Genomic DNA, 16,039 nt, shown 5'->3' with positions numbered 1-16,039 from the left:
CTGATCAGCTAGATTCAGTACAATCGCTCTGTTTTACGTGTAGATTAAATACATGTGTGAGCGTATTTTGTTGAAAGAGGGGAAAACATGAAAAAATTACATAAGTTGTCATTTGTGGCAGTGGCTTTTGCTATGGCATGTCATGCCGAAGCAGCGAGCTTTCAAGTCAATGAAAATAGTGTTTATTTACAAGGGATGGCAATGGCAGGAAGTGCTGCAAGTCCAGATGATGTTAGTAGTATCTTTAACAACCCGGCTAACTTGGGCTTTGTTAAAGATAGCAGCGTTTACCTTGGCGGCAGCTATATCTTACCTAGTGTGAAAATGACTAATGCACAAGCCAGTCATGGTGTGCATTACAGCACCATCCCTTTCGCGGATAACCCTGTGTCAGGCGCATCATCACAAAATAGTGTGGTTGAGGGCGCGCTAGTGCCTAATCTATATGGTGCATGGCGTATTAATGATCGATTAGCTGCAGGTGTGGCGTTAACCGCACCATGGGGAATGACAACAAATTATGATGATAATTCAGTTGTGCGCTATGCCGCACAGAAAACATCGATTGAAGTGATTAATCTAACGCCTGAGATTGCCTTTAATATTATTCCAGAGATCTCGATTGCCGCGGGCTTGCAAATCCAGTATGCCAGTGCTGAGTTTTCAAACTATGATGGTGAGTTGGCAACGCCTACAAATCAAGCGACTAATATTAATGGTAATGGCTGGGGTGTTGGTGGAATTTTTGGGGTGATGTTTCACCCAGTGAAAGCGACTTATTTTGGTTTGAGTTATCGCACACCAGTTAAGATGAACATTGAAGGCACAGGCAATCAATGGTTATTGCCAACAGGTAGTACACCAATAACACCAGGAGCACCGTATAATAGCTATATTTCTGATGCATCGACTTCATTTAGAACACCAGGTGTGATTAACTTTGGTATTACTCAAGATATTACGTCAAAATGGCAAGTCAGAGGCACTGTGCAGTATACAATGTGGGGCACATTAGATAAGCTTACCATTGATACACCAGGAGGCTATTCAACCTCATCAACGATGCAATTAGGTTGGAAAAACAGCTGGTTATTTTCATTAGGTACCAATTATAAGATCACTCCACATTGGTCGGTAAGAACCGGTGTAGCATATGATCAAACGCCAACCGTGTCAGAAACAAGAGATGCAAGAATGCCAGATACTAATCGCATTTGGGTAACATTGGGTGGCACGTACCATGTTAATGATCATTTTTCAATTGATGTGGTTTATGAGCATATTTTTATGCTCAATCAAAGTATCAATGTCACTGAGTATACTGGTTCAAATGCAAATATTCCAAATATTGAGCAAAACAAGGTATCTGCTAATTATCGCGGATTCGCTGATATATTCGGTTTGGCGCTGAGATATAAATTCTAATTATGGGGTAAAGATGATGAACATAAAGTTTTCGCAATACAAAAAAGAATGGAAAAAAATCAGTCTATTGAGCGCTGCAATGCTTTTATCTGCCTGTGGTGGCGGAGGTGGGGGTGACAGCGCTGGTGTCGCTGTTAATGTCAGCTCACCAACAGATAATGTAATCCATGCGGATATCAATCAAAATAACCAAAAAGAGTTCACTGTAAGCGTTGGTGATCAAAGCATTGGTGCAGTCGGTCAGTCAAATGCATATCAGGTGAGTGTCACACAATCCAATCCAAATGCTGGTTTTACTGTTAATCTTGGGTCATGTGCGCAAGCTATTAGTAATGGTCAAAGTTGTCAATTTAGTTTGAGCTATGCGCCAACTTCAGATGCGCAATATAATCAACAGGACACTTTAACCATAAGTGTTGGCGGCACAACACAAACGATTACGGTTAAAGGTGATAAAGGGCAAGACTTCGTTGTATTTGGCGATAGTTTGTCAGATGCAGGTGTTCAGGATCAGCTAGCTGCTTTGGTTAAAGGGTTGCATGCATTTTTACCCAATGTATTACCTGAATGGCCAACAGTGCCAGGAACCTCAATTGATAAATCAGCAACTTATACCACCCCAGGTGGCAATGTTTGGGTTACTGATTTAGCTAAGTTGGTCGGGGCATCAAGCGCAATGACTTTACCTAACAATAGTCACTATATGCAGCCAATAAAGGTAGCATATACGCAGTGGTATAACCTGGTTAACACGATATTGCAAGCTGCTAATATCTCACTTGATACGGAAAGTAAAGGTTTAGCAGGTAATAATTATGCCCAAGGTGGTGCAACAACCACTTGTGCAGGAATTGGACTTGTTTTGCCGCAAGCGATGTTTACAGTATTAGGAGAGTTTAATCCTCAATTACTTCCACCTGGAAATGTACCATTATATATGCCATCACCGATTGGTCCTATTCCACAAGTGAATGGTCAACCTGCTTATAGCTGCCCTAAAGCGCAAAGCCCAAATGAAAGCTTGCAGCCTGTTTATGATCAGCTTGAAAGCTATAATCAAATTGATAGCTATTTATCACAACAATCATTAAAGTATGCGGACCCAGATAAAGTGTATATCTTATGGGGCGGTGCCAACAACTTATTCCTTGAGGTTGCAAAACAGCCAACACCATCCGCGGCAGAGGTTGCTCAGGTCATGACGCAAGCTGCAGGCGATATTGCCTATGATGTTCAGTATCTTGCAGCGCATGGTGCTAAGAAGTTTGTTGTGCTATTTTTACCAAATATTGGTTTAACACCATTGGCGATTGCGGCTAACCAGCAATCCGCACTTGAAAAAGCATCTGTTGCTTATAACACCGCATTGAGTAATATGTTAGGGGCATTACAAAAGCAGGATTCAAGCATTAAAATTGTGCCGGTAGATGTTTTCAATTTAATGAATGATATGGTGGCAAATTATGAGATGTCTGCATTGGGTAAAACCTATCAGTTTGATGATGTGACAACACCTGCTTGTATACAGGCGTCAGAAACAGGTAACCCATTAGCAGCTTTGACTAATTCTGCACTATTGTGTACACCGCAAGCTGATAATAAAAAACATCTATTTGAAGACACAGTACATCCAACAGCAGAGACGCATCAAGTGATTGCTGCAAAAATCGCTAAAGCAATGGAAGCTTTTAATTAATTCACTAATGGAAAACCATGTTTTGATGAATTTAATTCATTAAAACATATAAAAAATGAATTTTATCTATCATTAAGGCTTTGCTATCGTTGAGCTTCGTTTGGATTAACAAAAAAGCACCTAGATGAAGCTAAGTCATGTCGACATCGTTATTGCTAATAGTACACATTGCCATTTTGCCAGTGCCATTGCCGTACAGATTGAGGAAAGTGCTAAGCAAAGAAAGACCGGTATTGCCAAGCGCAGTGTGAATTATTTGCAAGAGAAAATGCGCTCAAAACATGCAGTTATTGCGATTGATCGCCTGCTTAATCAAATCGTAGGCTTCTGTTATATTGAGTCATGGCAAGACAAAGCTTATGTGTCTAATTCAGGCTTAATTGTTTTCCCAGAATATCGCAATTTAGGTTTGTCCAAAGCCCTAAAGTCAAAAGCATTTATATTAGCGCGTGAATATTATCCTAATGCCAAGATCTTTGGGTTAACAACCAACCCGCAGGTGATGCGTATTAATTATGAGTTGGGTTATGAGCCGGCTGCCTTTACTGGCTTAACAACGGATAAAACGTTTTGGCAAGGATGTATGAGTTGCGTGAACTTCGCTATTTTACAAGCCAAAGAATATCAAAACTGTTTATGCACGGGGATGCTGTACGATCCGCAAAGAAAACAAAAGCAAAAAGAACAGAAAGAGCAAATAGAGCAGCAAGAGCAAGGTGTATTACAAAAGAATCAAGGTAATAAAAATAATAAAAGGGAGCAACCAATGAAGGTTATTGTCGCATTTAGTGGAGGTTTAGATACGAGTTTTTGTGTTAAGTATTTACAGCAGGAGCATGATCTAGAAGTGCATACCGTGACTGTCAATACGGGTGGTTTCACTCAAATTGAGTTAGCTCAGATTGAGCGCAGGGCTTATCAGTTGGGTGCGAAAACGCATCAAAGTATTGATGTCACCAAAGACTTTTATCAGGAATGTGTTAAGTTTCTGATCTTTGCTAATGCACTAAAAAACAATTGTTATCCATTATCTGTCAGTGCTGAGCGTGCTTTTCAAGCAATGACGATTGCCAAGGTAGCAAATACGATGGGGATCACTAAGATTGCACATGGCTGCACGGGAGCAGGTAATGATCAAGTGCGCTTTGATCTTATGTTTCATATATTATCTCCAGAAGCTCAAATTATAACGCCCATTCGCGATTTGAAATTATCGCGTGCTGCTACTCAGGAATATCTGATCAAGCATGGTGCAAGTTGCAGCGAAAGTAGCAAAAACTATTCGATTAATAAAGGCTTATGGGGCACCTCTGTTGGTGGTGTTGAGACCTTAAGTTCACATTTATATCTCAAAGATGAGGCTTGGCCAACTAAGATAGATAAAGCGAAAGATAGAGAAGAAACGCTAAAGATTACCTTTATTAATGGTGAGCCAATTGCCTTAAATGACGAGTTATCAAATTCAATTCAGGTGATTCAAAAACTAAATGATCTTGCCAGTCAATATGGTATTGGGCGCGACATTCATGTCGGTGACACCATTATCAACATCAAAGGGCGTGTTGGCTTTGAAGCGCCTGCGCCTTTAATACTGATCAAGGCACATCACTTATTAGAAAAGCATGTGCTGACTAAAGCACAACTTAAGATTAAAACAAGCTTAAGTGACACCTATGCGGAGATGGTGCATGAAGGACAATTTCTTGATCCGGCAGCACGTGATATTGAAGCCTTGCTATTATCGACTCAGGCAAAGGTCACAGGGGATGTATTTGTGAAGCTTTATCCACTTCATTTCGTACTGTTGGGTATACAGTCTGAGCATGATTTAATGCAGGCGCAACATGCCAAATATGGCGAGGAAAATGCAAGTTTCACTGGTGATGATGTCAAAGGATTCACTAAAGTGATGAGCACACAACTTGCTGCTTATTATCAATTGCAGAATAAAGATAAATCAGTTAAGACAACGCCATTAAGCTCAATCAAAGCAGCGGTGACAGGGTGAGGTTTTATGAATGAGCATAACAAAAAAATAAAAAAAATAAAGGTTGGTATTTTAGGCGGTGCGGGTTATACCGCTGGTGAGTTATTGCGACTACTGACTCATCACCCACAGGTGGATATTCAATTCATACATAGTGCCTCACAAGGCGGTGAGTTAATTGCCAAAACCCATCATGATTTCTATCTGATCGATAATAAACGCGTATTCGATAAAGAGATAAATTATAATGTCGATGTCGTGTTTTTATGTGTGGGGCACGGGCAAGCCAAAGAAGCACTTAAATCTCATCAATTCAAGCAGGGTACTAAGATAATTGACTTAAGTCAGGATCATCGAGATACTCAGGCAAATCCAGATTTTGTCTATGGTTTGGCGGATATTAAGCAAAGTGCGGTTGCAATTGGATCTAATATTGCCAATCCTGGTTGCTTTGCGACTGCAATACTTCTAGCTTTAATGCCTTTTCGTCATTATGTTGATGGCGATGTTCATATCAATGCCATTACCGGCTCAACAGGTGCCGGTGTGATGCACAGTGGAACTTCACATTTTAGCTGGCGCACTAATAATATGTCTGTCTATAAAGCATTCTCACATCAGCATCTGACTGAAATTAAACAGGAACTTAAGTTATCAGCAAACAATCAAATATTATTTGTGCCAATGCGAGGGAATTTTAGTCGTGGTATTTTTGCCTCGATTTATTTTAAGTCAGATCTCACTGAAATAAAGGCACAACGAATTTTGCAAGCATTTTACGAGCAAAGTACCTTTGTCAAAGTGCTTGATCATGAGCCAGATTTAAAAATGGTTGTTAATACCAATGCTTGTTTATTATCCGTGAAAAAACATGGTGAGTATCTGCATGTTGTCAGTGTCATTGATAACTTGATTAAAGGGGCTTCAGGGCACGCTCTACAAAATATGAATCTGATGTTTGGTTTGCCTTGTGAGTTAGGCCTATCCCTCAAAGCCAGTGTTTTTTAAGGTGATTTTATGAATTTATATGAAGTATATGATCGTTATCCCATTGCATTAAATAAAGCCAAAGATTTATATGTTTGGGATAGCAATGATCAACAATATCTTGATTTATACGGTGGACATGCAGTGATCTCGATTGGGCATAGCCATCCGCATTATATTGAAAGAATCACTCAACAGTTGCAACATATCGGTTTTTATTCCAATAGTATTGAGATGCCGATGCAACAACATCTGGCAGATAAACTAGCACAATTAAGTGGCTGTCATAATTACCAGTTATTTCTAGTCAACTCAGGAGCGGAAGCGGTAGAAAATGCGCTTAAACTTGCTGGTGTTGTCACCAAGCGCAATAAGATCATTAGCATTAATAATAGCTTTCATGGGCGCACAAATCTCGCCTTAGCAGTTACTGATAATCTTGCCATTCAATCACCGTTTTCAAACGGTTTTCAAGTCATTAGTGTGCCGTTAAATGATATAGGTGCGTTGAAAAAAGCGATGGATAATGACGTGGCTGCAGTGATTGTTGAAGGTGTACAGGGCATTGCCGGTATCTATGAGCCGGATATACATTTTCTACAGACGGCAAGTGAGTTATGTCAAAAGTACGGTGCAAAGTTAATTGTTGATGAGATTCAATCTGGCTTTGGGCGCACAGGGGAGTTTTTTAGTTTTCAGCAATCCGGTATTGAACCGGATTTGATTACCTTTGCTAAGGGGGCGGGTAATGGCTTTCCTGTTGGTGGCGTATTAATCAAAGATGATGTTCCGGTATTGAAAAACATGTTAGGCACAACCTTTGGTGGTAGTTATCTTGCCTGTGCTGCGATGTTAGCTGTGCTTGAAGTCATTGACGATGAAGCACTTGTTAATCATGCCAAGCACCAAGGGGCATATTTAAAAGAACAATTACTACAAATCCCTGAAGTGACAACCGTAAGAGGGCGAGGGCTTATGCTAGGTGTTGAATTTAGCTTAGATTGTAAGGCAATTCGTGATGCGCTTTTAAAGCAAAAGCATATATTTACTGGTGTGGCTCAAGCCGGACAAGTGATGCGTATACTGCCCGCACTGACGATTCAGCAATCGCATATAGATGCATTTATTTTGGCATTAAAAGAAGTGATTGAAGCTAAGCATTTATCCAAAAGCACACATCGCACCCTGAGCGAAGTCGAAGGGTAGCATGATAATCATATGACATAAGTTTCATCAACTGGCACCTCTCCCCTTGCGGGATTGCTCGTGCAGCTTGGGCTGCGTGGGTGAGGGATAACATTTATAATGGCTTCGACTAACGCTCAGCCAACGCAAATGTGAGGGCTTCGACTATGCTTAGCCAACAGAGAATTTATAAGATAAAAGAAACACAGTTTCTAGGAGTGAAAAACATGCAGCAGTATTTAAGTATTAACGATATAGATAATATCCAAGAAGCGATTCAATCATGTATTGAGATTAAGCAAAATCCACATGCTAATGATAAATTAGGTGCACATAAAACTTTAGGCATTATTTTTTTAAATCCAAGTTTACGCACTAAAATTTCAACGATAAAAGCGGCACAAAATATTGGTTTAAATGTATTACCAATTGATGTGAATAATGGCTGGGCACTGGAGTTTAGCGAAGGTGTGGTGATGAATGCTGATAAACCTGAGCATATCAAAGAGGCCGCTCAAGTCATTGCAAGCTATTGTGACATTGTCGCAATTCGCTCCTTTGCCAAGCTCAATGACAAAGAGCAAGACTATCAAGAACAAATCTTTAGTGCATTTAAAAAATATACGGATTGCCCAATAGTGAATTTAGAATCAGCTTTGCGTCATCCTTTACAGAGTCTGGCTGATATTCTAACGATTGAAGAGTATAAAAAACCAAAAAAACTAAAAAAACCAAAAGTTGTGTTAAGTTGGGCGCCACATGTTAATCCCTTGCCACATGCAGTAGCAAATTCGTTTGCTGAGGGTATGCAGTTGATGGATTATGAGTTTGTAATAACACATCCTGAAGGTTATGAACTGGATTCAGAGTTTATCGGTGATGCTCAAGTGGTCTATGACCAAGATGAAGCATTTAAAGATGCTGATTTTATCTATGTCAAAAATTGGTCAAGCACTAAAGAATACGGCAAGGTGATCAATACTGATGACAAATGGATGATTACTCAAGAGAAACTAAAAAATGCTCCCAATGCCAAGGTGATGCACTGTTTGCCCGTGAGACGTAATTTAGTGATTGCTGATGATGTGCTTGATTCTGAATGCTCAATTGTTATCGAGCAAGCCGAGAATCGACTCTATACCGCGCAATATGTGCTATCCGAACTTGTCAAAACGTTGAAGTTACAAACGTCAAAAACACCATTATTGAATGAAAAGGTCTATGCCGATGAAGTTGAATAAAGCGCTAAATATCATCAAGTTAGGTGGGCGTGTAATCGATGATGAAAACAAGCTTAATACGCTATTACATGCTATTTCAAAGCCAAGTGATCCATGTGTTATCGTGCATGGCGGTGGCGATCAAGTTACCGAGTTAGCCGAGCGTCTAGGTGTTGAATCTACCTTTGTTAATGGTCGGCGTATGACTGATAAAGTGTCATTAGATCTGGTAACGATGGTGTTAGCCGGGATCATCAATAAACAGATAGTTGCTAAGCTGCAAGCCATGGGTATAAATGCTTGGGGGCTAAGCGGTGTCGATGCTAATTTGCTACTGAGCAACAAACGCGGAATTCAAACGCATGATTTTGGTTTTGTGGGTGATGTTAAAGCAGTTAATCGTAATGTATTAATTGATTTGATCAATAATGGCTTTTTACCTGTCATTGCACCGATTACGCATGATGGCAACGGGCAGCTTTTAAATACCAATGCCGACACAGTAGCATATGAAATTGCAAAAGCTTTGGCGCATCAATATCAGGTCAATCTATATTATTGTATGGATTTGGCAGGGGTTTATGAGGATATTGCTAATCCACACTCATTGATTGAAACCTTAGATTTAAATGTCTATCAACATTTAAAAGCAAAAGGCAAGATCCAACAAGGCATGTTGGTGAAACTTGAGAATTGCTTTGATGCATTAGCCTCTAACGTTTATCAAGTGGTAATTAGTAATGCGGATAATATTGCTCGTAGCTTGCAAGGTGAGAAAGCTAAAGTCACGACAATACAGTTAGAGGAGGTAAAGAATGTGTCTGAGAAGTGTAATCACTTTATAAACACCCCGTCAGTCTACGACTGCCACCCCTCTTGAAAAGAGGGGAATGTAGAAAAGCCCTTGTTTAAACGAAGGGATGTATCGAAAAGGTTGAATATTAATTCCCCTCTTTTCAAGAGGGGTGCCGAGCTTGCGAGGCGGGGTGTTGAAGAAATATAGTAACAATCGATCTGATTTAAGGGTATTAATTAATGACAAATAGTATAAGTATGCATTCTGATGTGTTGATTGAAGAGATAATACATAAACAAGCAGAAGCCTTAGCATTGCTCAAGTGTTTAATTGAAATCCCATCGATTTCAAAAGATGAGGCACAAAGTGCGACATTTATTCAACAATGGCTGTTTGAACGTGGTATTGCTAGTACCTTAGTTGGCAATAATGTGTGTGCTAAGAATAAATATTATGATGATAATAAACCATCTGTTTTACTGATTTCACATCATGACACGGTGCCACCGAGCAAAAGCTATACCCGTGATCCGTATTATGCTGAAATTATTGATGGTAAGTTATATGGCTTGGGATCCAATGATGCCGGAGGCGCATTGGTGAGCATGATAATTACCTTCAGTTATTTTTATCAAAAGAAAGATTTACCTTTTAATTTGTTGTTATGCGCGGCTGCGGAAGAGGAGATCTCAGGGCAAAATGGTGCTGAGTTGGCGCTAACCTTTTTTGATGCTATTGATTTTGCGATTGTTGGTGAACCAACGAGTATGGAGCTTGCGATTAGCGAAAAGGGTTTAATGGTTTGTGATTGTGTCGCCCATGGCAAGACAGGACACGCTGCACGCGATGAGGGAGATAATGCAATATTAAAAGCTGTTGATGATATTAATTGGATTAACAATTATCAATTTGCTCAAACTTCAGAGACATTGGGTGATGTGAAAATGAGTGTGACGATGATTGATGCTGGTGTGAAGCATAATGTTGTCCCTGAAAAATGTCATTTTGTTGTTGATGTTAGATCGACTGATGCCTATGGCAATGACGATGTACTGCATATTATGCGCCAGTATATGTCATCAGAGATTACACCTAGATCACTACGCATTAAGCCTAGTAAAACGCCACTTGAGCATCCATTAATGCACGCATTATTAGCAAAAGGTATCAATAGTTATGGCTCGCCAACGACGTCAGATCAAGCGATTGTGAATTGCCCGAGTGTTAAGCTCTCACCAGGAGATTCAAAGCGCTCCCACAGTGCCGATGAATTTATTTATGTAGAGCAAATCAACGAGGGAGTTCTATTTTTTATCACATTTTTTAATGAATTAAAGGATAAGCCATGGCAGAAGTAATTAAAAAAGGAAAAAAAGAAAAACAAAAACTCTGGGGTGGGCGTTTTAGTGAGGATAATAATCCCTTATTTGTACGCTTTAATGAGTCATTAAGTTTTGATTATCGGCTTTTCTCCTATGATATCAAAGCGACAGAAGCATTTACTGAAGCGTTATGTGAGATCAATGTTTTATCTGATAACGAATTGAAGGCGTTGCATCAAGCCTTAGCAGAGATCGAACATGAGGTTAATAATAATCCATACCTTATTCAGCAGGCAATCAATGATGGCGTTGAAGATATCCATACCTTTGTAGAGCAATCGCTAGTTGATAAAATAGGTGACCTTGCCTATAAAGCCAATACGGGGAGATCGCGTAATGAACAAGTCTCTTGTGCCACAAGGTTGTGGGTGCTTGATCATATTGAGCATTTATGCGATTTGATCAAGGCCTTGCAAGCGGCTTTTGTTACGCAAACCAAAGCCAATGTTGATGTGTTTGTCATGGGTTATACGCATTTGCAACAAGCGCAACCAATCACTTGGGGGCATTATTTCTTATCTTTTTATGAGATGCTTAAACGCGATTATGAGAGACTTATTGATATTAAAAAACGCGTTAATGTCTCGCCTTTAGGTATGGGGGCGATTGCTGGCAATGCTTGGGCATTAGATCGCCAGAAAATGGCAGATGCGTTGGGGTTTGATGAGATTGCCAAAAATAGCTTGGATGCAGTCAGTGATCGCGATTACATTATTGAACTATTAGCTGCGATTAGCCTTATTGGGACGCATTTAAGTCGCTTTGCTGAGGATATGATTATCTATTCAACGACCGAGTTTGGTTTGGTTGAAATGAGTGATTTAGTCACGACGGGTTCATCACTTATGCCGCAGAAGAAAAACCCTGATGCGATGGAGTTGGTTCGTGGCAAAGCAGGACGTTTAAATGGCTATTTAGTTGCATTACTAACAACCGTTAAAGCCTTACCATCGGGGTATAACAAAGATCTGCAAGAGGATAAAGAAGCACTTTTTGCTGCGGTTGACACCGTGAGTGACTTGTTGAAAGTAACGACGATAACTGTTGAAAGCTTGGCGGTAAATAAAGATAAAAACTATGATGGTAGTTTTTGTGTGGCAACGGAGCTTGCTGATTATCTTTCTAAAAAAGGTATTGCCTTTAGAAAAGCACATCATATTGTCGGAGAAATTACCGCGTATGCTTTAAGTAAAAATAAGTCATTAACTGATTTAACACTTTCTGAATTTCAGCATTTTTCAGTGATGATTGATGACGATGTTTATCAAGTGTTGAGCATTGAGTCAGCGGTTAATAGTAAGACAGCAATGGGTGGTACGGCAGTTGCTAATGTTGCAAAAGCGATTTCTGCGATTGAGGAAATAATACAAGATGCTATATAATCTGACTCAAAATACGTGCTTTTTGTTTTTAAGTTTATGTGGGTTTAGACGGAATTTACTGATAATTTAAAACCCAAAGCTTTCAATATATTGCCAAGTGTTATAAATCTTGGATTTCCTTTGCTGGATAACACTCTATATAAGTGTGCTCGATCTAACCCAGTCTTTTTTGATAAAGAGCCTACTCCGCCTTGCGCTTCAACGATATTTTTAAGTGCAAGCATAAAAGCTTGACTATCACCGTCATTTTCATATTCCTCAAGCGCAACTTCTAGATAGGCTACGGCTTCTTCTTTATCATGTAAACTTTGAATTAAGTGTGCATGATAATCTGTTGTATTTTGCTCAATATTTTTGTTCATAAATGGTCTCCTAACTTTAGCTCAAGCCAATATTTTTGAGCTAGATTAATATCGTTAGGCTGTGTTTTTTATCACCGCCAAGCAATAAAATATATGTGATTTCAGCTTCTTTAGCATAGTAAACACGATATCCAGAGCCAAACGCTAGTCGTAGTTCAAACACACCATTGCCAACATGTTTATGATCACCTTCATTGCCAAAATATAAGCGATCAATTCGCCTACGTATCCTAGCTTTGGTAATTTTGTCTTTGATGTTATCAAGCCATATATTAAATGGTTCTTTACCATCTGGTGTTTTGTATATGCGTATCTGTTTCATGTCCTGATTGTAGTTTATAAGCAACATTATGTAAAACAATAATTATCCCAATAGCTTAAATTTGGCAATAAATTAGGAGTGTGGATAACTCATCGATGCTTTATCATAAATTTAACTAGCTTCACAAAGGGCTTTTTGCTATTCTTTGCCAACATTAACAGCGCTTAATGTATTATCTTTTATGTCAACTCGTATTGAAAATCAACGTACCAAGTTTGTCTTTGTTACTGGAGGTGTTGTGTCATCTCTTGGCAAAGGGATCACAGCAGCTTCCTTGGCAACTTTATTAGAGTGTCGCGGTTTAAATGTTACTTTAATGAAGCTTGATCCATATATTAATATTGATCCTGGTACGATGAGTCCATTGCAGCATGGTGAGGTATTTGTCACTGAAGACGGTGCTGAGACTGATCTTGATTTGGGGCATTATGAGCGCTTTATACGTACTAAAATGACTAAGCGTAATAACTTCACCACGGGACGCGTTTATCAAGATGTGATAAAAAAAGAACGCCGAGGTGATTATCTAGGTGGTACGATTCAGGTGATTCCACATATTACCGATGAGATTAAACTTAAAATCTTACAAGGTGTTGATGATAAGATCGATGTCGCGATTGTTGAAGTTGGTGGTACGGTTGGTGATATTGAATCATTACCTTTTCTTGAGGCGATTCGCCAACTAGCGCAAGAGCTAGGTAAGTCACGCAGTTTGTTTTTGCACTTGACATTATTGCCTTACATCAAAGCTGCAGGCGAGTTAAAAACCAAACCAACGCAACACTCAGTCAAGGAGCTGCGTTCTATTGGTATTCAACCTGATATCTTGGTTTGTCGTTGTGAGAAAAGCTTTAGTGATGATGAAAAGCGTAAAATTGCCTTGTTTACTAATGTTGCCGAATCGGCAGTTTTTAGTGCGGAAGACGTATCAAGTATTTATGAGATTCCGCGCAAATATCATGATCAAGGGTTAGATATTTGTGTGGTGAGTCAACTTGGGCTTCATGTACGCTCAGCGGATTTATCCGAATGGGATAAGGTGGTCTATGAGATTAACAATCCACAAAAAGAAATCACCATTGCCATGGTTGGTAAGTACGTTAGTTTAACAGAAGCCTATAAGTCATTAAATGAAGCGTTGTTTCATGCTGGCATTCACAATCATGCCAAGGTTAATATTAAATTTATTGACTCAGAGGATATTGAGAAAGGTGATGTTAAAAAAGTTATCGGTAAAGTCGATGGTATTTTAGTGCCTGGTGGTTTTGGATCACGAGGGGTTGAAGGTAAGATCAAAGCAGTGCAATACGCGCGTGAGCATAAAATTCCATTTTTAGGGATTTGCTTAGGAATGCAGGTTGCCGTAATTGAATATGCGCGTAATGTATTGGGTTTAAAGGGTGCAAATAGTACTGAATTTGACCCAAGAGCCCAAGATATTTTAATTGGCTTAATCACCGAGTGGCAAACGGCAACAGGTGATAAAGAACAACGCACATCTCAATCTGATATGGGTGGTACGATGCGCTTAGGTGCGCAATTATGCCACTTGAAAAAAGATAGCTTAGCGCACAAGGTCTATGCTGCTGATAGCATCAAAGAGCGTCATCGGCATCGTTATGAAGTTAATAATAATTATGTTGAAGCATTGGAAAATGCAGGGCTTGTTATCAGTGGTAAATCACAGGATCAAAAACTGGTTGAGATGGTTGAGATTCCAACACATCCATGGTTTATGGCTTGCCAGTTTCATCCAGAGTTTACATCAACCCCGCGTGATGGGCATCGCTTATTCGAAGGCTTTGTTAAGGCGTGTTTGTAGTTCCTATCAGTTATCATCTGAAGTGCTTATCACTTCTGGATTTTTCATTTAAAACAACGTAGAATTCAACTCTAGTTCTTCAGGGCGGGGTGAAACTCCCCACCGGTGGTAATTCTATAAATATTTAGAAAAGCCCACGAGCGCTTTGGCTTAAAGGTCAAAGGTCAGCAGATCTGGTGAGATTCCAGAGCCGACGGTTATAGTCCGGATGAAAGAAGAAGTAATATGACATATATGTAAAGTGCAAGTGCATTATATTTTAAAATGTTGAATGTTGAATGTTGAACTCATTATCAATGTGTTGTACTTTCATCTATTTTGCATATGTTTATTTCTTTTGCTTGTCCCTGAAGTTAAGTAAATTAATGAAAGGGTGATTATTGCAAGTGTTTCAAGCGGATTATTTTTATATGTCTCAAGCTCTGATGTTGGCAAGGCGTGGGGCTTTAAGCGTGTCACCTAACCCAATGGTTGGCTGTGTGATTGTTAAAAATGGTCAAATTATTGGTGAAGGTTGGCATCGCTTTGCTGGAGATAAACATGCTGAGATTCATGCCTTAGATCAAGCAGGGGATAGCGCGCAAGGTGCGACTGTTTATGTCACTCTTGAGCCATGTTGCCATGTTGGTAGAACAGGTGCATGTACCAAGCACTTGATCAAGGCACAGGTTGCTAAAGTTGTTGTCGCGAGTATTGACCCTAACCCGCAAGTGGCAGGGAGAGGTATTAAGCGTTTACAACAAGCAGGTATTGTTGTTAAGACAGGGCTTATGTGTCATGAAGCGACTGTAATGAATAAAATATTTTTTCATTATCACGCCCATAAACGCCCATATGTCATTGCCAAATGGGGTATGTCACTCGATGGTCAGATGGTGACGCATCCACAAGATAATAAACAAATTACTAATAAAACATCACAACATCAAGTGCATAATCTACGTAATAGCGTTGATGCGATTATGATTGGGCGTGAGACGTTGATTGAAGATAATCCAAGTCTTACCGTGAGAGTTTCAGATGCAGAGTTTATTAAGCATCCATTACGTATTGTTTTATCAAAAACGTGCCAGTTACCATGTGATGCAACGCTTTTTAATGATGGTATTGAGAGTGTTGTGATTACCAGTGATTTGGCGGATCAAGATACGCTTGATGCATTGGCGTATAAAGGTATTGAGTGCATTAAGGTATCATTAAATCAGGGCGAGATTGGTCTTGCAAAAGTATTAGAAGTATTGGCGCAAAGAGGTATTACCAGTGTCTTAGTTGAGGGTGGCAGAACATTACTGAATGCTTTTTTTGAGGCTCAGTTAGTCGATGAAGTGCAAAGTTATGTAGCACCGATGATCATTGCCGATTTTAAGCACAAGAAGCGTATTAATATCAAAGACAATGGGTTTTTGAATGATGACTATTATTGTATGGGTAGCATAGAAAAAGCAGGAACAATAGGAAATAAGAGGTCGTAAG

Annotated in this window: 13 protein-coding genes and 1 riboswitch; of the genes, 11 read left to right on the top strand and 2 right to left on the bottom strand. The window is 39.6% G+C overall.

Annotated features, from left to right (window positions below):
- Positions 1-87 precede the first annotated feature (87 nt).
- From F3D68_RS03380 to argH, 9 genes are all read left to right on the top strand, one after another.
- Positions 88-1,425: an OmpP1/FadL family transporter gene (locus F3D68_RS03380; RefSeq protein ID WP_151193068.1), complete on the top strand. Its 1,338-nt coding sequence runs from the start codon at positions 88-90 to the stop codon at positions 1,423-1,425.
- A 13-nt stretch (positions 1,426-1,438) separates the two neighbouring features.
- Complete coding sequence (locus F3D68_RS03375; protein ID WP_151193067.1) at positions 1,439-3,121, top strand: SGNH/GDSL hydrolase family protein; 1,683 nt, start codon at positions 1,439-1,441, stop codon at positions 3,119-3,121.
- A 124-nt stretch (positions 3,122-3,245) separates the two neighbouring features.
- The gene (gene argG, locus F3D68_RS03370; RefSeq protein WP_151193066.1) at positions 3,246-5,129 is read left to right on the top strand and encodes an argininosuccinate synthase; all 1,884 of its coding nucleotides are present in this window, start codon (positions 3,246-3,248) and stop codon (positions 5,127-5,129) included.
- Between the two features lie 6 nt (positions 5,130-5,135).
- Entirely contained in the window at positions 5,136-6,116 is a 981-nt protein-coding gene (gene argC / locus F3D68_RS03365) for an N-acetyl-gamma-glutamyl-phosphate reductase (RefSeq protein ID WP_151193065.1), read from the top strand.
- Between the two features lie 9 nt (positions 6,117-6,125).
- Entirely contained in the window at positions 6,126-7,301 is a 1,176-nt protein-coding gene (locus F3D68_RS03360) for an aspartate aminotransferase family protein (RefSeq protein ID WP_151193064.1), read from the top strand.
- A gap of 146 nt (positions 7,302-7,447) precedes the next feature.
- Complete coding sequence (locus F3D68_RS03355; RefSeq protein WP_224728220.1) at positions 7,448-8,521, top strand: acetylornithine carbamoyltransferase; 1,074 nt, start codon at positions 7,448-7,450, stop codon at positions 8,519-8,521.
- Positions 8,508-9,380 (top strand): acetylglutamate kinase, encoded by an 873-nt coding sequence (gene argB / locus F3D68_RS03350; RefSeq protein ID WP_191092688.1) that lies wholly within the window; start codon positions 8,508-8,510, stop codon positions 9,378-9,380. The genes F3D68_RS03355 and argB overlap by 14 nt, the downstream gene beginning before the upstream one ends.
- Positions 9,381-9,535: 155 nt before the next feature.
- Complete coding sequence (locus F3D68_RS03345) at positions 9,536-10,654, top strand: M20/M25/M40 family metallo-hydrolase (RefSeq protein ID WP_224728219.1); 1,119 nt, start codon at positions 9,536-9,538, stop codon at positions 10,652-10,654.
- Positions 10,642-12,060, top strand: a complete 1,419-nt coding sequence (gene argH / locus F3D68_RS03340) for an argininosuccinate lyase (protein ID WP_151193062.1) — start codon at positions 10,642-10,644, stop codon at positions 12,058-12,060. Before F3D68_RS03345 ends, argH begins: the two co-directional genes overlap by 13 nt.
- Positions 12,061-12,104: 44 nt before the next feature.
- On the opposite strand, the gene F3D68_RS03335 is transcribed toward argH, so the two are convergent.
- Both F3D68_RS03335 and F3D68_RS03330 read right to left on the bottom strand, forming a co-directional pair.
- Positions 12,105-12,422: an addiction module antidote protein gene (locus tag F3D68_RS03335; RefSeq protein ID WP_117002174.1), complete on the bottom strand. Its 318-nt coding sequence runs from the start codon at positions 12,420-12,422 to the stop codon at positions 12,105-12,107.
- A gap of 40 nt (positions 12,423-12,462) precedes the next feature.
- On the bottom strand, positions 12,463-12,744 hold the full coding sequence (locus tag F3D68_RS03330) for a type II toxin-antitoxin system RelE/ParE family toxin (RefSeq protein ID WP_224728218.1): 282 nt from the start codon (positions 12,742-12,744) through the stop codon (positions 12,463-12,465).
- A gap of 181 nt (positions 12,745-12,925) precedes the next feature.
- Between F3D68_RS03330 and F3D68_RS03325 the strand changes: the two genes are divergently transcribed.
- Both F3D68_RS03325 and ribD read left to right on the top strand, forming a co-directional pair.
- Positions 12,926-14,566, top strand: coding sequence for a CTP synthase (locus tag F3D68_RS03325; RefSeq protein ID WP_151193061.1), 1,641 nt, complete (start codon positions 12,926-12,928; stop codon positions 14,564-14,566).
- Between the two features lie 71 nt (positions 14,567-14,637).
- Positions 14,638-14,790: riboswitch (FMN riboswitch) on the top strand.
- Positions 14,791-14,976: 186 nt separating this feature from the next.
- The gene (ribD, locus tag F3D68_RS03320) at positions 14,977-16,038 is read left to right on the top strand and encodes a bifunctional diaminohydroxyphosphoribosylaminopyrimidine deaminase/5-amino-6-(5-phosphoribosylamino)uracil reductase RibD (protein ID WP_151193060.1); all 1,062 of its coding nucleotides are present in this window, start codon (positions 14,977-14,979) and stop codon (positions 16,036-16,038) included.
- Position 16,039 lies beyond the last annotated feature (1 nt).

Origin of the sequence: Cysteiniphilum sp. JM-1 (assembly GCF_008711525.1) — a bacterium.
Lineage (GTDB): Bacteria > Pseudomonadota > Gammaproteobacteria > Francisellales > Francisellaceae > Caedibacter.
Note: the sequence above shows the minus strand (reverse complement) of the source record. Positions and strands in the feature narration are given on the sequence as shown.